Genomic DNA, 20,596 nt, shown 5'->3' on the forward strand with positions numbered 1-20,596 from the left:
CGCAATGTCAATGTCCGATAACATCCCCAGCACCGAAGTGCTGGCGCCCTTGCAAGTGGCCGATAGCGACAGCGTGTCCTGGGACGAACAGTGCGATGTGCTGGTCGTCGGCTGGGGCGCGGCCGGTGCCTGCGCCGCTCTTGAAGCTCGCGCTCACGGGGCCGATGTGCTGATTGCCGATCGCTTCACCGGCGGCGGTGCCAGCGCCAAGAGCGGCGGGGTGGTATACGCCGGTGGCGGCACTCGCCATCAGCAGGCGGCAGGCTTCAACGACAGCCCCGAAGCCATGTTCGATTACCTCAAGCACGAAACCCGGGGTGTAGTCAGCGACGAAACCCTGTGGCGCTTCTGTGCTGACAGCGTGAGCAACCTGCAGTGGCTGGAAAGCCACGGCGCGCCCTACGCCCACCAGATGCCACCGGGGGGTAAGACCTCGTACCCGCCCGACGGCTACTTCCTCTATTACTCAGGTAACGAGTTGGTGCCCACCCACGGCGGTCCCTTGTCCCCCGCGCCACGGGGACATCGCACCGTGGGCAAGGGCCAGTGCGGTGCAGTGCTCTATGCCCACCTCAAGGCTGCGTGCTTGAAAGCCGGGGCCCGACCGCTGTTGCAGGCGACGGCGCGCAGACTGGTGATTGATCCTCAGGGGCGGGTGCTGGGTGTCGAGTTGTGGTGCCTGCCCGAAGGCAGTAAAGAGGCTCAACTGCATGCGCGACTGGCCGCCCGCGCCGAACGCTTGCAGAACTTCGCCGCCGGCTATTGCAAGAAACTGCGCCAGAAGGTTTGCCAACTCGAACGTGATTTCGCCCGGCCACGGCGGGTGCAGGCGCGCAACGGGGTGATTCTGAGTACCGGCGGCTTCATCTTCAATCGCCAGTTGATCGAACAGCACGCGCCGAAGTTCCGCCGCAACTTCAAGGTCGGTGCCACTGGCTGTGATGGCAGCGGCTTGCGCCTGGGCACTAGTGTCGGTGGCCAGGGTTGCGGGCTTGAACGGGTGTCGGCGTGGCGCTTCATCAACCCGCCGTACAGTTGGCACAAAGGCATCGTGGTCAATCGCGAGGGGCGGCGCTTCTGCAATGAAGAAGTCTACGGCGCCACCCTGGGCCAACCGTTAATGGAAGAGCAGGGCGGCAAGGCGTGGCTGGTGCTGGATGCGCCGCTACGCAAGAAGGCCATTCGTGAAGCGCTGTTTGGCGGCTATTGGTGGTTCCAGAGCTTTCCGGCCCTGGCGCTGATGATGTTCAAGGTGCGCAAGGGCAAAAGTCTCAGCGAGTTGGCCAGTGCGACGTCCATGGACCCCACCGTGTTGCGTGCCTCGGTGCTGGCTGCCAACGCCGCCGCCCGTGGCGAGGCGCCGGAGCCGTTCGGCAAGTCCGAGGGCGGACGCCAAGTGCTTGAACAGGGACCTTTCTATGCCTGCGATATCTCCGTGACCAATCCGGTGTTCCCCCTGGGAGCCCTGACCCTGGGCGGCTTGCGCGTGGATGAACGCAGCGGCGCGGTGCTGGATCAGCAGGGGCAAGCCATCGGTGGCCTGTACGCGGCCGGGCGCAGTGCCCTGGGGATTCCTTCGCACTTGTACATCAGCGGCCTGTCTCTGGCCGATTGCGTGTTTTCCGGTCGTCGTGCCGGCGCCGCCGTCGCCCGCCCGCACGGCCAGCAACCCCATGCGACCCACGCACACGAGATGACATGATGACCCTCAATCACCACAACAAGCACGGCCGGGTTCACGGCAAAGTCGCGCTGGTCACCGGCGGCGCCAAGGGTATTGGCGCTGCCAGCGTGCGGCTGCTGGCGGCCGAAGGTGCCCTGGTGCTGATCAGCGACCTGGACGTCGAGGCAGGTCAGGCCCTGGCGGCTGAAATCGGGCCGACTGCAGAATTTATCCGCCACGATGTCGGCAGCGAAGATGAGTGGCGCCAGGTCATCGACCATGTGCGCGAGCGCCACGGTCGTCTGGATATCCTGGTCAACAACGCCGGCATCCTGATCTGCGGCTCGATTGAAGAAACCACTCTGGCGCAGTGGCACAAGGTGATGCAGGTGAATGCCGACAGCGTATTTTTGGGCTGTCGCGAAGGCATCGCGTTGATGAAGGACAGCGGTGGTTCGATCATCAACCTGTCGTCCATCGCGGCTCTGGCCGGGAGGGACGATTACCTGGTTTACAGTGCCTCCAAGGGGGCGGTGGCGGCGTTGTCGCGTTCGGTGGCGGTGCTTTGTCGGCGGCGCAAATACCGCATCCGTTGCAATACCCTGCACCCGGATGGCGTGCTTACCGACATGACCCGCGACGGCTTCCCCGAGGGCGTCGACCCGAACCGCCTGACCATCGACAGCGATCCGATGAACCGCATGTGCCGACCCGAGGACGTGGCGGCCAGCGTGCTGTTCCTGGCTAGCGACGAGGCTCGGGCGATCAACGGTGTCGAGTTGCGCATTGATAGTGGTCAGATGGTGATGAGTATCTGAAGAATTGCTCCCACACAAAATCACTGTGGGAGCGGGCTTGCCCGCGATGGCAGCGGGTCAGTCAATGGAGATGTTGGATTTGATGGCCCCTTCGCGGGCAAGCCCGCTCCCACAGGGTCTCCATAGCTTTTGGAAATGATGCTCTCAATACCCTTCAAACTGCGCCGGGCGTTTGTCAATAAACGCCTGCATGCCTTCCTTCTGGTCCCGTGAGGCAAACAGCAGGGCATTGGCCTTGCGCTCCAGGGCCAGTCCGGCTTCCAGCGGGGCGTCCATGCCGGCCAGAATGACTTCCTTGATCTGTTCGGCTGCCAGGGATGGCATCGCCGCGATGACACGCGCCAGCTCCAGGGCGTGGTTCTGCACCTTATCATCGTCCACCAGATCGCTTACCAGCCCGGCGACCCAGGCTTCCTCGGCGCTGATCGGTTGCCCGGTGAGCGCCATGCGCATCGCCTTGACCTTGCCCACGGCTCGCACCAGCCGTTGTGTGCCGCCGATGCCGGGCATGATGCCGATGCGGATTTCCGGTTGGCAGAAACGCGCGCTGCGCCCGGCGACAATCAGGTCGGCGTGCATCGCCAGCTCGCAGCCACCGCCATAAGCGTAACCGCAGACCGCCGCGATTACCGGTTTCGGGCAGTGCTGGATCGGCCCCCAGACCCGCTCGGTGTGGCGCTTGTAAATATCGATGGCGCCGACCCCGGCCATGCTGTTGATGTCGCCACCAGCCGCGAACACTTTGTCACCGCCCGTCAGCACGATGCAACGGACCTGCGGATCAATCGCCAGCTCACTGAAATGACGCGACAACAGCGCCTGCAATTCCAGGCTCAAGGCATTGGTCGCCTGGGGACGATTGAGCCGCAGAAGGGCGACACCCGGCAGTGGGCGTTCGAGCAGAACCGGTGCAGCGGATGAGTCGGACATGGGAATCCTCAAAGACCTGACAAGGTGTGAATGGCCGCCAGTGTCCTGTTCACGAGGTGAAATTTTCATCGTCCGTTCAGACGTAGTTTGGCCCGCAGTTCATCCCTAGAGTGACCCTTGTCAGTAGAAAAAGGAGCACATGATGGAGCTGCATTCGGGTCTTGATTACAGCGGCAAAGTGGTGCTGGTCACCGGTGGCACCAAGGGCATCGGCGCCGGTATCGCACGGGGGTTCCTGGCCGCCAACGCACGGGTGATCGTCTGTGCCCGGCGCGAACCTGAACAGGTGCCGACACAGGGTGGCAAGAGTGCGAGCTTCATTGCCGCCGATGTGCGTGACCACGATTCCCTGCAACGCCTGTTCACCACCATCGAGCGCGACTTCGGTCGCCTCGATGTGGTGATCAACAACGCCGGTGGCAGCCCTTCCGCCGACGCGGCCACGGCCTCGCCGAGATTTCATGAAAGCATCATCGGGCTGAATCTGATCGCGCCGCTCAACGTCGCCCAGCACGCCAACCGGCTGATGCAGGCACAGGCCCAGGGCGGTTGCATCGTCTTTATCGGCAGCATCAGTGCCCTGCGTTCCTCGCCAGGCACCGCCGCTTACGGCGCGGCCAAGGCCGGGGTGCTGGCGTTGGTGCAATCGCTGGCGGTGGAGTGGGGCCCCAAGGTGCGGGTGGTCACGGTCAGCCCGGGGCTGGTGCTGACAGAGCAGGCGCATCTGCACTACGGCACGGAGGCTGGTATTGCCGCCGTATCTGCCGGCATTCCGGCTGCACGCATGGCGGTAGCCGAAGACATTGCCAACGCATGCCTCTACATCGCATCACCGCTGGCCAGTTACGTCAGCGGTTGCAACCTGTTGCTGCATGGCGGTGGTGAACGCCCGGCGTTTCTCGGTGCTGCGCAGGTTCTGCCCACCTGATCGACCTATTGCGGCGACCGGGTTCGGTGGCCGCCTTCAATGTGAAGGAGACGACTTTGGCTGATCCACAATTGCTATCCAATGTGCGCGCCCTGGTGGGGCGCCAGTACGGCCGCGTGTATGCCTGGGACGAGGTCAATGCCCCGATGATTCGCCAATGGTGCGAAGTCATGGGCGTAGACAACCCGCTGTACACCGATCCTGCTTTTGCCCTGGGTACCCAACATGAAGGTCTGATTGCTCCGCCTGCGATGTTGCAGGTGTGGACCATGGAAGGCCTGCACGCCAACAACTATCCGCCTGGCTCCACCGACGAGAACCCTTACGAGGTGCTCAAGGAAATGGAAGCTTATGGCTATGCCTCCACCGTGGCGGTGAACTCCGAGCTGAGCTTTACCCGTCCGGTGCGTCTGGGGGAAAAGCTCTACTACACCACGCGTCTGGATTCGGTTGGCGATGAGAAAACCACCGCCCTGGGTACCGGCTTCTTCGTCACCCTGGTGATGAGTCATTTCGTTGAAAAGGCCGGCGGCGACGAGCCAGTGGGGGAGTTGCTGTTTCGCGTATTCAAGTTCCGCGCGGCCAATGCCCAGGCGCCGGCCAGGGTTGACCCGGCACCGGCCAAGGCCAAGCGTCCGCTTCCGGGCATCAGCGACGACACCCGGTTCTTCTGGGAAGGCTGCGAGAAGGGCCAGTTGCTGATCCAGCGCTGCACCGCCTGCCAAACCCTGCGCCATCCACCGGCCCCGGTGTGCATCCAGTGCCACAGCTTTGACTGGGACACCCTGCAGGCCAGCGGCCACGCCAAATTGTATTCGTTCGTGGTGATGCATTACCCCGAAGTGCCGCCATTCGATTATCCAAACCCGATCGGCCTGATCGAACTGGAGGAGGGCGTGCGCCTGATCGCCGGATTGGTCGGTATCGAGCGTGAGCAATTGCAGATCGGCCAGCGTTTGCAGGTCGAGTTCCAGACCTTCGATGACCAGTTGACCCTGCCTTTGTTTCGGCCGGTAGAGGCATAGGAGCCACTATGGATTTCGAATTGAGCGAAGACCAGCGCGCCATTGCGCAGATGGCCGACGGCCTGTTTGTCGACCATTGCCATGATGACTACATGCGCCAGTGGGACACCAGCGGCGAGCCAATGATGGCGCCGTTGTGGGCGTTGTGTATCGAAACCGGACTGCATGCCCTGGCCATTCCCGAAGAGCATGGCGGCAGCGGTCTGGGCATGACCGAACTGATGTTGGTGCTGCAAGCCCAGGGCAAGGCCCTGGCTCAAGTGCCGTTGTGGCGTCATCAATTGGCAGCTGCGACCCTGGCCGGTTTTGACGCCGCCGACAGTGCGGGGTGGGTTGCCAAAGCGGCGTCAGGCGAGGCGCTGCTGAGTCTGTCTGTCGATGGCTTGAACAGTGCGCTCGGAATCGAGTTGCAAGCCCGTCGTTGTGCCGAGGGCTGGTCGATTAACGGCCGGGTCGCGGCCCTGGCGTTGGGCGATCAATCCCAGGCCGCGTTGGTGATGGTAGAAGCCGAAAACCAGCCGCGCTTGCTGCTGCTGGACCTTTCGGCGCCCGAAATACAACGGGTATCGGCGGTGTTGACCCACGGCGAAGCGGTGGCCGACCTGCACATCCAGGGTTTGACCGTGAGCGCCACAGCGTTGTTACCGGCAGAGGCCGTCGCCTGGCTGGAGCTTCGCTGTACAGCGGCATTGGCGGCCTTGCAACTGGGCGTCAGCGAAGAGCAGATCCGCCGCACGGTGGCCTATGTCAGCGAACGTCGGCAGTTCGAGCGCAGCATCGGCAGCTTCCAGGCGGTGCAGATGAGCATGGCCGACACCCATATCGCCGTCGAAGCCTTGCGCACCGTGCTGTGGCAACTGGCCTACCGCATCGATGCCGGTCTGCCTGCGCCCAGCGAAGCCCTGGCCACCGCGTGGATGGCCTGTGAAGCGGGGCATCGCATCGGCCATATCGCACAGCACGTGCATGGCGGCATCGGCGTCGACCTGACGTACCCGATCCACCGTTTTCTCTACTGGAGCCGCGGCCTGTGCCTTGCCCTGGGTGGCTCGGCGGCAAGCCTGGAACGCCTGGGCGACTGGCTCAACGATAACGACAAGCTGGGATGGAAATATGACCTCGAAGAACACCAAGCGCTTTGAAGACGTGCGCCCCGGCGAAGTACTGCCGGAGCTCGCCGTGCCGATCACCGTGACCCTGATCAACGGCGGCGCGATTGCCACCCGTGATTACTTCCCCGGTCACCACGACGTGGAGGCGGCCCGTGCTCTGGGTTCGCCCCACGTGTTCATGAACATCCTCACCACCAACGGGCTGGTGCAACGGTTCATCGAACAGTGGGTCGGGCCGTTGGCGCAATTCACCGCGCTGAAAATCAAGCTCGGCGCGCCGAACTACCCCGGCGACTGCATGACCTTCAATGGCAGCGTCACCGGTGTTGATGCGGACACCCGTTCGGTGGAAATCACCTTGAGCGGCAAAAATTCCATGGGCAACCACGTGACCGGCACGGTCACGCTGGTCCTGCCCTGACAGCCGGAGAGACACAGATGACTGATTCATCGATTTCCGGTCGCGCCGCGATCGTTGGCCTCGGCGCAACCGAATTTTCCAAGAACTCCGGACGCACCGAATTGCGCCTGGCCCTGGAGGCCACCTTGAGCGCGCTCAAGGACGCCGGCATCGATCCGTCCGAGGTCGAGGGCTTCAGCTCCTATTCCGTGGACAAGGTCCCGGAGTATGAAATCGCCCGACTGTTGGGGTGCAAGGACGTCAAGTTTTTCTCGCAAGTGCCCCATGGCGGCGGCGCGGCCTGCGGACCGGTGATGCACGCGGCGATGGCGGTGGCCACCGGGATGGCGAAAGTGGTGGTGGTCTATCGGGCCATGAACGAGCGTTCCTGGTATCGCTTCGGTACCGGCAGCTACGGCTTCGCTTCGGCACCGACCTTCGACAACGTCAACTACGGCTGGTACATGCCCCACGGCTTCCATACACCGGCGGCCTGGGTCGGGATGTTCGCCCAGCGCTACATGCACACCTATGGCGCCACCAGCGAAGACTTCGGTCGAATCGCGGTGGCGGCGCGGGATTTTGCCGCGACCAACCCCCAAGCGTTTTTCCACGGCAAGCCGATCACTCTGGAAGAACACCAGGCCTCGCGCTGGATCTGCGAACCCCTGCACTTGCTCGATTGCTGCCAGGAATCCGATGGCGCCGTGGCGATGGTCATTACCTCGGCCGAGCGCGCCCGTGATCTTCGGCAGAAACCGGTGACCATCAAGGCCGGCTCCCAAGGCATCAGCCACGGCCAGCAGAGCATGACCTCGTTCTACCGCGACGACATCACCGGGCTACCGGAAATGGGTGTGGTCGCCCGCGAGCTGTATCGCCAGTCCGGCCTCGGTCCCGAGTCTTTCCAGACCGCCGTGATCTATGACCACTTCACCCCGTTCGTGCTGCCGCAGCTGGAAGAGTTCGGCTTCGTCAAGCGTGGTGAAGCCAAGGAATTCATCCGCGCCGGGCACCACGCCCGTGGCGGAAAACTGCCGATCAACACCCACGGCGGGCAACTGGGCGAAGCCTATATCCACGGCATGAACGGGATCGCCGAAGCGGTGCGCCAAGTGCGTGGTACGGCGGTCAACCAGGTGGCGGATGTGCAGAACGTGCTGGTCACCGCCGGCACCGGCGTACCCACCAGCGGCCTGATTCTCGGCGCAGCCTAAGGAGCAGCAGATGTTCGTCGACCTCACTCCCGAACAACATGCCCTGCGCCACAAGGTGCGGGACTACTTCCAGGCCCTGATGACCCCGGACATGCGCGAGCAGTTGCGCGGCAAGGAAGGCGGCGAGCTGTTTCGCCAGACCATCCGCCAGATGGGCCGCGACGGCTGGCTCGCGGTCGGTTGGCCGAAGGCTCATGGCGGACAGGGTTACGCCGCCACCGAACAGTTGATCTTCTTTGAAGAAGCCAACATCGCCGGTGCGCCACTGCCGTTCGTGACCATCAGCACCGTCGGCCCGGCCTTGATGGCCCATGGCAGCGAGTTGCAGAAAGAGCGTTTTCTGCCTGGGATCGCCGCGGGCGAAATCATGTTCGCCATCGGTTATTCCGAGCCCGACGCCGGCAGCGATCTGGCCGTGCTGAAAACCAGCGCCCGGCAAGACGATGAAGGCTTCCTGGTCAATGGCAACAAGCTGTGGACCTCGGGTGCCGAATCGGCCGATTTCGTCTGGCTGGCGGCCCGTACCGATCCGACCCAGGCGCGGCACAAAGGCATTTCGCTGCTGATCGTCGATACCACGACGCCGGGCTTCTCCCACACCCTGATTCCCACCACCAGCATTCCGACCACGGCGACCTACTACGACAACGTGCGGGTGCCTAACGAGATGCTGGTGGGCGAGTTGCACGGTGGCTGGAAGATGATTACCTCGCAACTGAACCACGAGCGCCTCGGCCTGGGCACCTGGTCGGACAAGGTGGTGGCGCTGTTTCGCCGGGTCTACCTGTGGGCGCGGGCCCGCGACGAGCAGGGCCGTCGGGCTATGGACAAAGCCTGGGTGCGCAGCTCGCTGGCCGAGTGTTATGCCCGACTGGAAGCGATGCGCCTGATCAACATGCGCATCGCCGCCGACCTTGAGCTCGAACGCATGAACGTCGCGCTGAGTTCGACCACCAAGGTGTTCGGCTCGGAGTCGGCCATCGAGATCCTGCGCAAGCTGGCGGCGATCGTCGGCGCCAATGGTTCGATGCGCAGCGGCTCGGCGGCGACGCTGTTGCAGGGTGAACTGGAATTTGAATTGCGCTCTGCCCCGACCCTGACCTTTGGTGGTGGCACCAATGAAATCCAGCGCGAGCTGATCGCCCAGTTTGGCCTCGGCATGCCGCGCACCCAACGCTGACGCTCGTCCATCAAAAACAAAAACCGTACTCGCCCCGGATCCGGGGCGGGTCGAAGGGGGCTTTCATGAGCACTATCGAGCAATTTCGGCAGGACACCCGTGCCTGGCTGGAGGCTAACTGCCCGCTGTCGATGCGCAGCGGCATGGCTGAAGGCGATGTGGTGTGGGGCAGTCAGAACCCGCAGTTTCCCTGTGAAGACGCGCGCCTGTGGTTCGAACGCATGCGCGACAAACGCTGGTTCTGCCCCGAGTGGCCCGAGGAATACGGCGGAGCGGGTCTGAGCGACGAACAACTGGCGGTTCTGGAAAGCGAGATGCGCCGCATCAAGTGCCGGCCGCCGCAGATTAACCTCGGCATCTGGATGCTCGGGCCGGTGCTGCTGGCCTTCGGCAGTGAGCAACAGAAACGCGACCTGTTGCCGCCCATTGCCCGCGGTGAAGTGCGCTGGTGCCAGGGCTTCTCCGAGCCGAACGCCGGCTCCGACCTGGCCAGCCTGAAAATGGCCGCCCGCGATGCCGGTGACCACTTCGTGGTGGACGGCAGCAAGATCTGGACCTCCTACGGCGACAAATCCGACTGGATGTATGCCCTGGTGCGCACCGACTTCAGTGCGCCGAAACACGAGGGCATCAGCCTGATCGTGTTGGACATGCGCAGCCCTGGAGTCAAGCCGCAGCCAATCGATTTGATCAGCGGCAAATCGGCGTTTTGCCAAGTGTTCTTCGACGCCGTGAAAGTCCCCAAGAGCCAGTTGATTGGACCGTTGAACGGTGGCTGGAACCTGGCCAAGTACCTGTTGCAGCACGAACGCAAGGCGATGTCGAAATTCGGTGAGTTCAGCCTGCCGTCGCACTTCGACCTGCTGGCCCTGATGCGCGAGTACCTGCCGGCGCCACAGACTCAGAGCGAGCACGCTCTACAGGCGCGGGCCACGGCCTGCGCGATGAACGAGCATGCCTACAACCTGACTGTGCAGCGCATGGGTGAAGAGGCGCGGGCCGGCGATGACATCGGCGGCCTGATGTCGATCATGAAGCTGGTGCACACCGAACAGGAACGCGACAAGTTTGAGGTGCTGCTCGATGCCATGTCCGGGCATGCCTTCGGTTGGGATAGTCCGGCGTTCAGCGAGCAGCAACAGGCGGTGACCCGTTCCTGGTTGAACAGCTATGCGCTGACCATTTCCGGCGGGTCCTCGGAGGTCCAGTTGAACGTCATCGCCAAGCGCGTGCTGGGCTTGCCCGACGCTAAAAAAGGAGTCACCCCATGAGCCTGCGTTATAGCGATGAACAGCGTTTGCTGGCCGACAGCGCCCGGGACTTTCTCGCGGCCCGCAGTCCGGCCAGTGCCCAGCGTCGACTGCGCGATGACGCGGTTGAGGCGGGTTTCGATGCGCAGTTGTGGCAGGGAGCGGTCGATCTGGGCTGGAGTGCGATTCCGTTTCCGGAAGACTTCGGTGGCCTGGATTTCGGTTGCAAGGGCCTTGGGCCGATCTTCGAATCCATGGGCCGCAACCTGTCCGCCACGCCGCTGTTGTCCAGCGTTGTACTTGGCGGTTCGCTGGTGCTTCTGGCAGGCAACTCCGCGCAACAGACGCGCTGGTTGCAAGCCGTGATCAGTGGTGAACAGCGCCTGGCCCTGGCCGTGGACGAACAGTCGCGCCACGACCCGAGCCGGATTGCCCTGGCAGCGAAAGTCGAGGGGCAGGGCTATCGCTTGCACGGCGACAAGTTCTGGGTGGTCGACGGGCTGGGTGCCGACGCCTATGTGGTGGCGGCGCGCACGTCCGGGCAGCCGGGCGAGACGCAGGGCATCAGTCTGTTTCTGGTACCGGCCGATACGCAGGGTTTGACCGTCAGTGCCTTGCCGCTGATCGATTCGCGCAACAGCGCACGCCTGCAACTGGACCAGGTGCAGTTGGGCAGCGAAGCGCTGCTTGGCAACCTCGGCGAGGGTTGGACCGCACTGGAAACCGCGATGGACCGGGGCCGCATCTGCCTCGCGGCGGAGCTGCTGGGGATGGCCGAGCAACTGTTCGAAACCACCCTGGAATACCTCAAGACCCGCGTGCAGTTCGACACACCCATTGGCACCTTCCAAGTCCTGCAACATCGCGCAGCGCAAATGTACGTCGACCTGGCGCTGAGCCGCAGCGCTCTGATGGCCGCGCTGGCGACCCTGGATGACGCCAGTCTCGATGCTCCGGCACGCGCTCGACTGGCCAGCCTGGCGAAATGGAAGACCGGCGACACGGCGATCAAGGTGGCCAACGAAGCCGTGCAGATGCACGGCGGCATTGGCGTCACCGACGAGCTGGATGTCGGCCTGTACCTCAAGCGCGTCCGCGTCGCCCAGAGCTGCCTGGGTGACCGGGATTTCCATTGCCAACGATATTCGGCCCACGCGTAAAACCCTGTGGGAGCGAGCCTGCTCGCGAAGGCGGAGTGTCAGGCAACGAGGATGCTAAATGTGCCGGCCTCTTCGCGATCAGGCTCGCTCCCACATGGAATCAGTCGGGTACCCGCTACTTGAGTACAACACCACCCCCCTGTGGGAGCGAGCCTGCTCGCGAAGGCGGAGTGTCAGGCCATGAAGATATTGAATGTGCTGGCTACTCCCACAGGCCTTTCGCCCGTTTTGGAGAAAATAAAAATGAGCATTGAACGCTGGCAAACCGCGTGGCGCGAACTGATCGCCCCCGGTGCGCCGTTTGAGGTGGTGACGCCCGATGATGGCGCTCCACGTTACTTCCGTCACGCCGCGGAAAACCTGCTGCAAGTGATCGACTCAGGTCGCGTCCACGGCGACCGCGAGTTCCTGATCTGGCAGTCGCAACGCCTGACTTTCAACCAATTCTTCGATCAGGTCGACCGCCTGGCCGGGCAGATGGTTGCCCGTTTCGGCTTGCAACCGGGCGAGCGGGTGGCGATTGCCATGCGCAACCAGCCAGCTTGGCTGGTGGCCTTTGCCGCTATCCAGCGCTGCGGTGCAGTGTGTGTGCCGCTTAACAGTTGGGGCCTGCGCGATGAGTTGCAATACGCGTTGCAGGACAGCGGTTCGCGCTTACTGCTGTGCGACGAAGCGCGTCTCGAAACCCTGCGAGAAGATCTGGCCCGCGAGCATCGGGCGACCATTGTCGTCGGGGCCCAGGGCGAGTCTTTACCCGAGCACTGCCTGCGTTTCGAGGACCTGATCAGCGTCCCGGCATTGCCCACGCCAGCGCTGAAAATCGATCCCGACACGCCGGCACTGATTCTCTACACCTCGGGCACCACCAGTCGCGCCAAGGGCGCAGTGTCCAGTCACCGGGCAATTTGCCAGGCGCTCTTTGCCCTGGATTTCCAAGGCGCTTTTTGCGCCATGAGCTCGCCCGAACGCATCGGCGTGGTGATCAATAGCGGCTACCCGCCGACTACTCTTGCAGCGGTGCCGATGTTTCACGTCAGTGGCCTGCATGCGCAGTTTCTCTGCGCCTTGCGCGGGGGGCGGCGCTTGCTGCTGATGTACAAGTGGGATGTGGAGCAGGCGCTGGACTTGATCCGCGACGAGCGCTGCACCCAGTTCAACGGGGCGCCGGTGATGATGCAGCAACTGCTGGCCTCACCGCGCTTTGCCAGCGAACACACCGCGAGCCTGTTCGGCCTCGGCCTGGGGGGTGGAGCCGCATCTGCCGGGGTGCTGGACAACATGCTCAAGCTCAAGCCCGACGCCATCGGCGGCGCCGGCTACGGCCTGACCGAAAGCAATGGTATCGGCGCTGCCATCGGTGGCGATCCGTTCATATACAAGCCGGCGACGGCGGGTTGGGCGTTGCCGATTGTCGACATCCGCATTGGCGACGATCCGCACCAGCCGCAGCCGGCGGGTAATCGCGGGGTGATCTGGCTTCGTTCGCCGACGCTGATGAGCGCTTACTGGAATCTGCCAGAAGCCACTGCGCAAAGTCTGCGCGACGGTTGGCTCGACACCGGCGATATCGGCTACCTCGACGATGAGGGTTTCCTGAATATCACTGGCCGGGTCAAGGAGTTGATCAACCGTGGTGGCGAAAAGATTTCCGCCGCTGAAATCGAGACGTGCGTCCTCGATATGCCCGGAGTCCTGGAAGCGGCAGCATTTGCCATCGCCGACCCTCTGCTGGGTGAGACGGTGGGGCTGGCCGTGCATGGCATGGCATCGACGCTGCCCCAGGAGGCTCAAATCTGCGCATTCATCGCCGAACGCCTGGCCGCCTACAAAGTGCCGGCGCAGGTCTATCGGGTACTCGAACCCTTGCCACGCAATGCCACTGGCAAGGTGCTAAAGGCACAACTGCAAGAAAAGTTGGGCGCATAACGCTTCCTTAGTCTTTCCGGACGATGTCGGGGCCGGCAGAACACGAACAATGGGTCTAAATCACAAAGCCTTATCAGCGAAGGAGGCATTACATGAAAATAACAAAAACAGGTCTCATGCTCGCGGTCGCAGTCACAGCCAATAGCGGGCTGATGGGTTATGCGCACGCTGCGGTGTCACCTCAGGAAGCCGCCAAACTGGGCAAGGAGCTGACCTGTGTCGGCGCCGAGCAAGCCGGTAACGCCGAGGGCACCATTCCGCCGTACACCGGCAAGTACGTGGGCGAAGTGCCGGGCTGGAATCATGTGAAGTATTCCGGTGATCAACCGGTCGATCCCTATGCGGCGGAGAAACCGATCCTGGTGATCACTGCACAGAACATGAGCCAGTACGAGTCGCACCTGACCGAAGGGCAGAAGACCCTGCTGAAGAAGTACCCAACTACCTACAAAATGAACATCTACCCCGGCCACCGGGATTTCCGTTATCCCGATTACGTTTGCCGCCGCGTGATGGACAATGCGCTGCATGCCAAGCTGGTCAACGATGGTGCAGGTTTCGAAGGATTGGGCCAGGTGCCATTCCCGATTCCCAAGAACGGCATGGAACTGCTGTGGAATCATCAATTGCCGGCACGTGCCTACACCGAGGAAAAGACCAGCGACCTGGCTTCGGTCCTGCCCAATGGCAGCATCGGCTGGGGCCGTGCCTATGCACGCAACCTGTCGCTGGCCAACTCGCCAACCGTCGACTCCAGGACCGAAGACAAGATTGCGGCCATGAGCAACAACATGACCCTCAAGCCGGCCCGCGACAACGGCAACTTGAGCATTTCCCATGAACCCTACAACTTCGGCACCGATGCGCGCCAGGCATGGTCCTACAGCCCGTCCACCCGGCGTGTACGGCAACTGCCGGGTTACGGTTACGATCAGCCGATGATCGGCACCAACGGCACCATGACCGTCGACGAAGACCGCTTGTACAACGGTTCACCGGAGCGCTTCACCTGGAAACTGATCGGCAAGCGCGAGATCTATAGCCCGGCCAACGCCTTCAAACCCAACACCGGCACCGTCAAGTACGCCGACATACTGACGCCAAACCATCCCAACCCTGACTTCATGCGTTATGAGTTGCGTCGCGTGTGGGTGCTGGAGGCCGACTTGAAGGAAGGCTATCGCCATGTCTACGGCAAGCGCGTGCTGTTCATCGATGAAGACACCTGGAACGCGGTCATGGCCGACAACTACGATGCCCGTGGGCAGCTTTGGAAGCACGCCATGATCAACTACTACTACCACCCAGACATGAGCGGCTGGCAGGCTGGTTCGCAGTTCTTCATGGACCTGAACTCTGGCCAGTACACCGGCTACGGCATGACCAACGAATCGAAGAAAGGGCCGATCCTCAACGAAGGCAAATTCACCCCGGACCAGTACACCGCGGATGCGGCACGGGCGATCGGGCGGTAAGCTCTGGGTCGTTGCAATGACAAAAGCCCTATCGGTTCCCGATGGGGCTTTTTTTTTGTTCTTGTCAGTTGATCGGCTGAGAGGTGATCAACCATTGGGGATCCAGTGGGCCGATGATCTCCAGCAGCCGTTTGTAGCCGGTACGGAGAATGCGCCACTCGCCTTGTGTCTTGACGTAGCTGTCCTCGTAGATCGCGCTGCCGTTAAGCAGGGTCTGCTTATCGAGGTTGATGAACAAGTCGTTGAGGTACCAGAGGCCAGTGGCCTCATCACCGTCGACCACAATTTCCGGGGTGTGGCCGTTGTGCATGCCGAAACGGCGGTTGGTGAAGTTGCTGCGGTAGAACTCGATGGCCTGCTCCAGTCCGTTGAGTTCGAGCTGGTAGGTCGGGCTTTGGAAGCTGATCTTCACCTCGGGTGCGAGGATGCTGCGCAGTAGTTCGAGGTTGCAGGTATCGATACCTCGAAAATAGCGGGCTTTGAGCTGTTTGATCTGCTCGATGGCAACGAGATCCAGCATGTCAGTAATCTCCAAGGGGATGGCGATGGCCACACGGGTATCGTGTGGCCACCGGAAAGCGGCGACGTTCTTGTCGCCTTGAAGTGCTTAGCAGGGCAGAAAGTGGCCGCCGTTGACGTCCAGTTGCGCGCCGGTAATGACCTTGGCGTAGTCGCTCGCCAGGTACAGGGCGGCCATGGCGCAGTCGTTGTCTTCGGGGATCTTGCGCAGCGCAATCTGTTGGGCGACCTGATCGACCAGCGACTCCATCGGTACGCCCAGGCGCTTGGCTTCGCTCTTGAAGTAGCCGATCACCGGCGCCCCCCACATCCAGCCCATGAAGGTGGAGTTGACGCGGATGCCGAACGGGCCGAGATCCTGGGCCAGGTACTGCACGGCGGTTTTCAACGCACCCTTGGAGACGGCATAACCGGATTCCAGTTGGTTGGGGGTGCGGGTGGCCATGGTGTTGATCATGACGATGCTGCCCGACTTCTGCTTCTTCATCTGCGGCACAACGGCCTGGGTCATGTGCATGGTGCCGAACAAGTTGACGTCCATCGCCTTGCGCCAGTCGTCCATTGACGACTCGGAGGAACTCCCCCAGGCGCCATGGGCGTAGGCAGAGTTGATCAATACGTCGATCTGGCCGAAGTGCTCGATCGTCAGGTCTGCGAGCGTCTGGCACTGTTCGGCCTGGGCGATGTCTGTAGGGACTTTCAAGACCGGTGTGCTGTAGCCGGCGTCGCGGATGGCCTGTTCAGCCTGGTCCAGCTTGGCCGGCGTTCGTGCGGCCAACACCACGGCCTTGGCCTGGTATTCGGCGGCACGCACGGCCAGCTTGATGCCTAGGCCAGGGCCGATACCGGAAATAATGACGACTTTATCTTTGAGCAACATGGCAATTACCTTCTTATTGTTCTGGTAGGGAATGGGTCGTTCAGGTGCGACTGGCGTGCAGTTCTTCAGCACGTCGTTTCAGATCCAGGGCCATCTGGTCGAAGCCGATTTTTACCCAGGCACCGTGTTCACGCATGATCGTGTCCTGGTTCAGGCCCAAGAAAATATCAGTGGTGAAATAGCTGCAGCGGTTGGCATCGATGACCTTGATGTACTGATCACGGCGGGCGGCGTCCATGTTTTCCGGGACGGGGCGCTGCTCCCAGGACAACAGCTGCTCGGGGTCGCAGGCCACGAGGTATTCGAAGACCGGAACGGTTTCGCCGGTATCGGGTGTCAGTACCTGCATATGCACCTCGTCGCCGATCTGCAGGCCGCACTGAATGCTCGGACAGAAGCTGTTCCACTGGTGGTAATTGTCCAGATCGATGAGCACTTCCCAGACCACCCCGGCGGGGGCATTAATTTCCACTGTGTGGGAGGTGACTATGTTTTCTGCTCTTGCCATGACTGTCTCCTGTTGTGCATTCAGTTGATGGGTCTTGAGGTGATCTGCAGCTGTTCGCTCAAGGGCTGGATGGTCTCGAGCAAGGTTTCGTAGCCGGTCTCGGCGATCATCCAGCGCTCGCCGCGCTTGATGTAGCGATCCTGGTAGATCGCGCTGCCGTGCATGTGGGTGTTGTCCTCGAGGTTGATGAACACGTAGCTCAGGTACCAGAGGGCTGTGGCCTGGTCGCCATCGACTTCGATTTCCGGGGTGTGGCCGTTGTGGGTGGCCAGGCGGGTCTTGGTGAACGAGGTGCGATAGAAGTCCAGCGCATCGCCCAGACCATTGACGTGGAACTCGTAGGCAGGGCTTTTGAACGACAGGGTGACGTCCTCGGTGAGCATGCCCTGGAGCATCTCGATGTTGCAGGTGTCGATGGCGCGGAAATAGCGCGCCTTGAGCTGTTTGATCAGCTCGATTGCTACTAGATCCAACATGTGAAGCCTCCTTGGGGCCACTCAGGCACTGAGCTGGTATTCGCTGGTGAGGATGCAGTCGATCTTCTCGAAGTCGATGAATTTGCTGGTCGATTCGTACATGGCCTGCTGGCGCTGCGCGCATTTTTCCGGGTCGCCCAGGGCGGCGAAAAAACCTTGCGGATTGCCGATGGCCTCGGGCGGGAAGTTTTCTTCGACGATGGCGTGCAGCACCGGTGCACCGAAGGTAAGCGCCCGTGCCACGGTGTTCTGCCGGTAGCCGAAGATCGATTGCAGCGGATAGGCATTAGGCCCGTGCCCGTTGCGCCAGGTGTCGTACCATTGCTCGTAGCTCAACCGGTGGGGCTTGTGCAGCAGCGCCACCTGATTCATGCCGGGCGTGCGCTCGCCGACCGGCACCCGGTACTGGGCAGCGCGGGCCTGACGCTCCTCGGGATACGGCTCGGATTCCACCACCAGATAAGCCTCCAGGCGGCTGGTCAATGGCGCCACGAGTGCTTTGATGGCGGGCCATTGCGAGGCACTGTCCAGCCACAAGGAGAGCAGCCCATCCAAGGGCACGGCACTATTGGTGATGCGCTGCGTCGAGGCGGCGGCCACCGCCTCATCGACCAGCATGACGCGGATTTTTTTTGCACCGGCTGCAGCCAATGCGTCGCGCAGGCCGAGCAAATCCGCACGCCATTGCCCGGCGCCGGGTTGTGCCGGCTTCCACAAGGTCAACATGATTTTTTCCATGATTTCTCCAGCCCTTGTTTAGTGATTGACGCTCAGTGATTGACGCTCAGGTGACGGGCGCGATATTCGCTGTAGTCCTCGGTCATCTGCGCCTCGTTCAGACCGAAGCGTTCCAGGCTGTAGTCGTGGCTGGCACGTTTTTCCCGGCTGTTTTGCGACAGCCAGCCTTGCGCGTCGGTGCGGGCCTTGTCGGTAAACGGCAGATTGGCGAAGGCGTAGACCTTTTCCAGCACTTGCAGCGGCTGCTTCACGGTGTCGGCGAAGTGGATGTCGAGAAAGCGCTCGGCCGCATGCTGTTCGCGAACCTGCATGGTGTGACGGATGCCACGCGCCATGCGAGTGTTCCACTGCTCACCAGCGGCTTTCGGGTCCGGGTTTTCGCTATACATCTGCCACAGGGTGTGGGCCATGCTGGCCATCGACGGGATGGTCTGGGCCGGTTCACGGTGGGTCAGAATCACCTGCGCCTTGGGGAAGACATCCAGCAGCAGATCCAGGGTGTGCAGGTGTTGTGGCGCTTTGAGCAGCCAGCGTTGACCCTCCGGCTCACCCCGTTGTTGCTTCTGCCACTGCAAGAACTGCAGCATTTTCTTCAGTTGGGTGTAGACCGGCCGCTGGTCTTGCTGATCCAGCCAGCGGGTGTAGCTGGGTACATTGACGTAGGCGTCCATGGCGCACATGAACGAGTGTTCCATGAGCATGAACTCTTCGTCGCAGAGCATGGCATCGAGCGGGTGGATCGCGAGGATCTGCGGGATCACCTCGGCCATCAGGTCGACCTCGGCCTTGGCCTGGGCGATGCGCTTGACCGGCGCGGCCAGGGTTTCGTCAGTCAGCGGTGCCGGAAAGCGAGTTTCCCACCAGGCGGCGGAGTAGAAGCGTGGGTCGACCGCCAGCGTGCGCTGAAGCATGGTGGTGCCGGTGCGCGGCAGGCCGACGATGACCAGCGGATCGTCGATTTGTATCCGGGTTATTTCCGGGTGACGGCTCAGGTAGTCTTCCATCACCAGACGGTTGACCAGTTGCCCGACCAACCTTTCTTCCAGCAAATACAGGCCGGTCTGCGACAGCCCGGCTTCGGTAGCCAGTGCATCGAGTAGCGCCTGCAGGGCCGCACGGTAGTTGTCATCGCCAAAATGGCTAAGGCCGTTGGTGCGCGCGACAGCGCTGGCCAACAGTTTGTCGACGGTCAGATCTTCAATTCGGGTGTGCGCGTTCATACGACCTCCGCGACGGCAGCGACGTTTACAACGCGAGTGGTGGGGTGGCATTGCTCCTGGGCACCGACCCAGCGCAGGCAGAGCGTGCCCTGGCGTACGCCGGCGGTTTGTAGCCAGTTGCTCACCCCGGGGTCCAACTCACTGAGTACAAGCGTCACGCCGCCGTTGTCGTCGTACCGGGCCTGGTGCTTGTTGAAGCAGATCTGGTGATAGCGGTAGTCCAGCGACTCCATCCAGTAATTGTTGATTTGTAAGTTCCAGAAGTCGCAGTCCGGCACTTTATCAATGTGGATGACCAACGCCTCGTCCTCGGCCAGCGCCCAGTGCGAGTGGTAGTAGAAAATGTTCGGATCGCCGCCCACTGATTGGCAGAGCGCCTGGTTGGCTGGGGGCAGCTGATTGCTGTGCGGCAGGTAGCTTTCGCTCCAGTCGGCGAACAGCCGGGCGGTGTTCTCCACGAAGCTCGATACCCGCGCCAGGCCTTGTTGGAACGTCGCCGGGTCAAGGGCCTGTGGCTTGGAATCGGTGCCGATGCGCTCGATGCTCAACTTGGCCGGCATTTCGCTGCGACGGTCAAGAAACGTCTGGCGTACGATCAAGGCGTTGGTGGCGTCTTCCATTTTCAACCAGTTGCCCGGTTGTGACTCGCGGCTGAGGATGATTTCGAAGTTGCCCTGGGCATCGACCTGTAACTGGCTGGCATCGATAAAACCGGTCTGGGTCAAGGTGCCGTCAGTTTCATAACCGCCTTTCTGGGTCCCGAAACTCAGGTAGGCGACACTGCCGCGCTGGCCCTTGATGCGGTATTGCAGCGTGCCGTCCAGGCGTGAGTACTCGTAGAGGTTGTCCGGGTTGTCGGCACCGATCTTTGCGGTCTCGTGGGAGGTTTTGAAGAAGCTGGGAAAGGCCGGGTCGGCAAACTCGATGTGCATTTCCAGGCCGATGCGCAGCAGGCGCGTGAGGTAGCGGAAGCCTTCGGCGCGGGTGGCTGCATCGGCGGGTGCTTCGGGACGCAGAATCTGCTCGCCGCAGCGCTTGAGGTGATCGCAGAACGTGGCCCAGGTCTGGCCACTCAACAGCTGTTGTTCGTCAATAGAGCTGATTGTCATTGTTAGACTCTCTTGATTAGGCGAACCCGGCTCGTGAGCGCCTGCGCAGAGGCGCTCGAGCC

Annotated in this window: 20 protein-coding genes; 12 read left to right on the forward strand and 8 right to left on the reverse strand. The window is 62.0% G+C overall.

Annotated features, from left to right (window positions below; translation table 11 throughout):
* Window positions 1–4: 4 nt before the first annotated feature.
* The gene (locus ACWGZX_RS28710; protein WP_452626492.1) at window positions 5–1,702 is read left to right on the forward strand and encodes an FAD-binding protein; all 1,698 of its coding nucleotides are present in this window, start codon (window positions 5–7) and stop codon (window positions 1,700–1,702) included.
* Window positions 1,699–2,481 carry an SDR family oxidoreductase gene (locus ACWGZX_RS28715; protein WP_452626493.1) on the forward strand — a complete coding sequence of 261 codons (783 nt, stop codon included), beginning with the start codon at window positions 1,699–1,701 and terminating at the stop codon, window positions 2,479–2,481. Before ACWGZX_RS28710 ends, ACWGZX_RS28715 begins: the two co-directional genes overlap by 4 nt.
* Window positions 2,482–2,625: 144 nt before the next feature.
* Here the strand turns inward: ACWGZX_RS28715 and ACWGZX_RS28720 are convergent, their stop codons facing one another.
* Window positions 2,626–3,411, reverse strand: a complete 786-nt coding sequence (locus tag ACWGZX_RS28720) for an enoyl-CoA hydratase (RefSeq protein WP_452626494.1) — start codon at window positions 3,409–3,411, stop codon at window positions 2,626–2,628.
* 142 nt (window positions 3,412–3,553) lie between these two features.
* On the opposite strand from ACWGZX_RS28720, the gene ACWGZX_RS28725 reads away from it, so the two are divergent.
* From ACWGZX_RS28725 to ACWGZX_RS28770, 10 genes are all read left to right on the forward strand, one after another.
* A complete protein-coding gene (locus tag ACWGZX_RS28725; RefSeq protein WP_452626495.1) occupies window positions 3,554–4,339 on the forward strand; it encodes an SDR family oxidoreductase in 786 nt (261 codons plus the stop codon).
* Between the two features lie 56 nt (window positions 4,340–4,395).
* Complete coding sequence (locus ACWGZX_RS28730; RefSeq protein WP_452626496.1) at window positions 4,396–5,364, forward strand: bifunctional MaoC family dehydratase N-terminal/OB-fold nucleic acid binding domain-containing protein; 969 nt, start codon at window positions 4,396–4,398, stop codon at window positions 5,362–5,364.
* Window positions 5,365–5,372: 8 nt separating this feature from the next.
* Window positions 5,373–6,506: an acyl-CoA dehydrogenase family protein gene (locus ACWGZX_RS28735; RefSeq protein ID WP_452626497.1), complete on the forward strand. Its 1,134-nt coding sequence runs from the start codon at window positions 5,373–5,375 to the stop codon at window positions 6,504–6,506.
* The gene (locus ACWGZX_RS28740; RefSeq protein WP_452626498.1) at window positions 6,478–6,897 is read left to right on the forward strand and encodes a MaoC family dehydratase; all 420 of its coding nucleotides are present in this window, start codon (window positions 6,478–6,480) and stop codon (window positions 6,895–6,897) included. Before ACWGZX_RS28735 ends, ACWGZX_RS28740 begins: the two co-directional genes overlap by 29 nt.
* Before the next feature lie 17 nt (window positions 6,898–6,914).
* Window positions 6,915–8,093 carry a lipid-transfer protein gene (locus ACWGZX_RS28745; RefSeq protein WP_452626499.1) on the forward strand — a complete coding sequence of 393 codons (1,179 nt, stop codon included), beginning with the start codon at window positions 6,915–6,917 and terminating at the stop codon, window positions 8,091–8,093.
* Window positions 8,094–8,103: 10 nt separating this feature from the next.
* Complete coding sequence (locus ACWGZX_RS28750) at window positions 8,104–9,273, forward strand: acyl-CoA dehydrogenase family protein (RefSeq protein ID WP_452626500.1); 1,170 nt, start codon at window positions 8,104–8,106, stop codon at window positions 9,271–9,273.
* A 65-nt stretch (window positions 9,274–9,338) separates the two neighbouring features.
* Entirely contained in the window at window positions 9,339–10,544 is a 1,206-nt protein-coding gene (locus tag ACWGZX_RS28755) for an acyl-CoA dehydrogenase family protein (RefSeq protein ID WP_452626501.1), read from the forward strand.
* Complete coding sequence (locus ACWGZX_RS28760) at window positions 10,541–11,683, forward strand: acyl-CoA dehydrogenase family protein (protein WP_452626502.1); 1,143 nt, start codon at window positions 10,541–10,543, stop codon at window positions 11,681–11,683. The genes ACWGZX_RS28755 and ACWGZX_RS28760 overlap by 4 nt, the downstream gene beginning before the upstream one ends.
* A gap of 243 nt (window positions 11,684–11,926) precedes the next feature.
* The gene (locus ACWGZX_RS28765) at window positions 11,927–13,609 is read left to right on the forward strand and encodes a class I adenylate-forming enzyme family protein (RefSeq protein ID WP_452626503.1); all 1,683 of its coding nucleotides are present in this window, start codon (window positions 11,927–11,929) and stop codon (window positions 13,607–13,609) included.
* A 92-nt stretch (window positions 13,610–13,701) separates the two neighbouring features.
* Window positions 13,702–15,084 carry a DUF1329 domain-containing protein gene (locus ACWGZX_RS28770; RefSeq protein WP_452626504.1) on the forward strand — a complete coding sequence of 461 codons (1,383 nt, stop codon included), beginning with the start codon at window positions 13,702–13,704 and terminating at the stop codon, window positions 15,082–15,084.
* Between the two features lie 64 nt (window positions 15,085–15,148).
* Here the strand turns inward: ACWGZX_RS28770 and ACWGZX_RS28775 are convergent, their stop codons facing one another.
* The 7 genes from ACWGZX_RS28775 to ACWGZX_RS28805 form a co-directional block, all read right to left on the reverse strand.
* Complete coding sequence (locus tag ACWGZX_RS28775; RefSeq protein ID WP_452626505.1) at window positions 15,149–15,604, reverse strand: nuclear transport factor 2 family protein; 456 nt, start codon at window positions 15,602–15,604, stop codon at window positions 15,149–15,151.
* A gap of 87 nt (window positions 15,605–15,691) precedes the next feature.
* Complete coding sequence (locus ACWGZX_RS28780; protein ID WP_452626506.1) at window positions 15,692–16,483, reverse strand: SDR family oxidoreductase; 792 nt, start codon at window positions 16,481–16,483, stop codon at window positions 15,692–15,694.
* Between the two features lie 40 nt (window positions 16,484–16,523).
* Window positions 16,524–16,991: an SRPBCC domain-containing protein gene (locus ACWGZX_RS28785; protein WP_452626507.1), complete on the reverse strand. Its 468-nt coding sequence runs from the start codon at window positions 16,989–16,991 to the stop codon at window positions 16,524–16,526.
* A 20-nt stretch (window positions 16,992–17,011) separates the two neighbouring features.
* A complete protein-coding gene (locus ACWGZX_RS28790; protein WP_452626508.1) occupies window positions 17,012–17,467 on the reverse strand; it encodes a nuclear transport factor 2 family protein in 456 nt (151 codons plus the stop codon).
* A gap of 21 nt (window positions 17,468–17,488) precedes the next feature.
* On the reverse strand, window positions 17,489–18,205 hold the full coding sequence (locus tag ACWGZX_RS28795) for a hypothetical protein (protein ID WP_452626509.1): 717 nt from the start codon (window positions 18,203–18,205) through the stop codon (window positions 17,489–17,491).
* 32 nt (window positions 18,206–18,237) lie between these two features.
* On the reverse strand, window positions 18,238–19,425 hold the full coding sequence (locus ACWGZX_RS28800) for a sulfotransferase family protein (RefSeq protein WP_452626510.1): 1,188 nt from the start codon (window positions 19,423–19,425) through the stop codon (window positions 18,238–18,240).
* Complete coding sequence (locus ACWGZX_RS28805; protein WP_452626511.1) at window positions 19,422–20,534, reverse strand: DUF1214 domain-containing protein; 1,113 nt, start codon at window positions 20,532–20,534, stop codon at window positions 19,422–19,424. The genes ACWGZX_RS28800 and ACWGZX_RS28805 overlap by 4 nt, the downstream gene beginning before the upstream one ends.
* Between the last annotated feature and the right edge of the window lie 62 nt (window positions 20,535–20,596).

This window comes from Pseudomonas sp. CLCA07, from assembly GCF_053615335.1.

Bases quoted from the DNA above. Each gene is read 5' to 3' on its own strand.
- ACWGZX_RS28780 (WP_452626506.1), bottom strand. From the start codon at position 16,483: ATGTTGCTCAAAGATAAAGTCGTCATTATTTCCGGTATCGGCCCTGGC.
- ACWGZX_RS28800 (WP_452626510.1), bottom strand. From the start codon at position 19,425: ATGAACGCGCACACCCGAATTGAAGATCTGACCGTCGACAAACTGTTG.
- ACWGZX_RS28720 (WP_452626494.1), bottom strand. From the start codon at position 3,411: ATGTCCGACTCATCCGCTGCACCGGTTCTGCTCGAACGCCCACTGCCG.
- ACWGZX_RS28770 (WP_452626504.1), top strand. From the start codon at position 13,702: ATGAAAATAACAAAAACAGGTCTCATGCTCGCGGTCGCAGTCACAGCC.
- ACWGZX_RS28715 (WP_452626493.1), top strand. From the start codon at position 1,699: ATGATGACCCTCAATCACCACAACAAGCACGGCCGGGTTCACGGCAAA.
- ACWGZX_RS28710 (WP_452626492.1), top strand. From the start codon at position 5: ATGTCAATGTCCGATAACATCCCCAGCACCGAAGTGCTGGCGCCCTTG.
- ACWGZX_RS28760 (WP_452626502.1), top strand. From the start codon at position 10,541: ATGAGCCTGCGTTATAGCGATGAACAGCGTTTGCTGGCCGACAGCGCC.
- ACWGZX_RS28740 (WP_452626498.1), top strand. From the start codon at position 6,478: ATGACCTCGAAGAACACCAAGCGCTTTGAAGACGTGCGCCCCGGCGAA.
- ACWGZX_RS28775 (WP_452626505.1), bottom strand. From the start codon at position 15,604: ATGCTGGATCTCGTTGCCATCGAGCAGATCAAACAGCTCAAAGCCCGC.
- ACWGZX_RS28755 (WP_452626501.1), top strand. From the start codon at position 9,339: ATGAGCACTATCGAGCAATTTCGGCAGGACACCCGTGCCTGGCTGGAG.
- ACWGZX_RS28735 (WP_452626497.1), top strand. From the start codon at position 5,373: ATGGATTTCGAATTGAGCGAAGACCAGCGCGCCATTGCGCAGATGGCC.
- ACWGZX_RS28765 (WP_452626503.1), top strand. From the start codon at position 11,927: ATGAGCATTGAACGCTGGCAAACCGCGTGGCGCGAACTGATCGCCCCC.
- ACWGZX_RS28785 (WP_452626507.1), bottom strand. From the start codon at position 16,991: ATGGCAAGAGCAGAAAACATAGTCACCTCCCACACAGTGGAAATTAAT.
- ACWGZX_RS28745 (WP_452626499.1), top strand. From the start codon at position 6,915: ATGACTGATTCATCGATTTCCGGTCGCGCCGCGATCGTTGGCCTCGGC.
- ACWGZX_RS28795 (WP_452626509.1), bottom strand. From the start codon at position 18,205: ATGGAAAAAATCATGTTGACCTTGTGGAAGCCGGCACAACCCGGCGCC.
- ACWGZX_RS28725 (WP_452626495.1), top strand. From the start codon at position 3,554: ATGGAGCTGCATTCGGGTCTTGATTACAGCGGCAAAGTGGTGCTGGTC.
- ACWGZX_RS28805 (WP_452626511.1), bottom strand. From the start codon at position 20,534: ATGACAATCAGCTCTATTGACGAACAACAGCTGTTGAGTGGCCAGACC.
- ACWGZX_RS28750 (WP_452626500.1), top strand. From the start codon at position 8,104: ATGTTCGTCGACCTCACTCCCGAACAACATGCCCTGCGCCACAAGGTG.
- ACWGZX_RS28790 (WP_452626508.1), bottom strand. From the start codon at position 17,467: ATGTTGGATCTAGTAGCAATCGAGCTGATCAAACAGCTCAAGGCGCGC.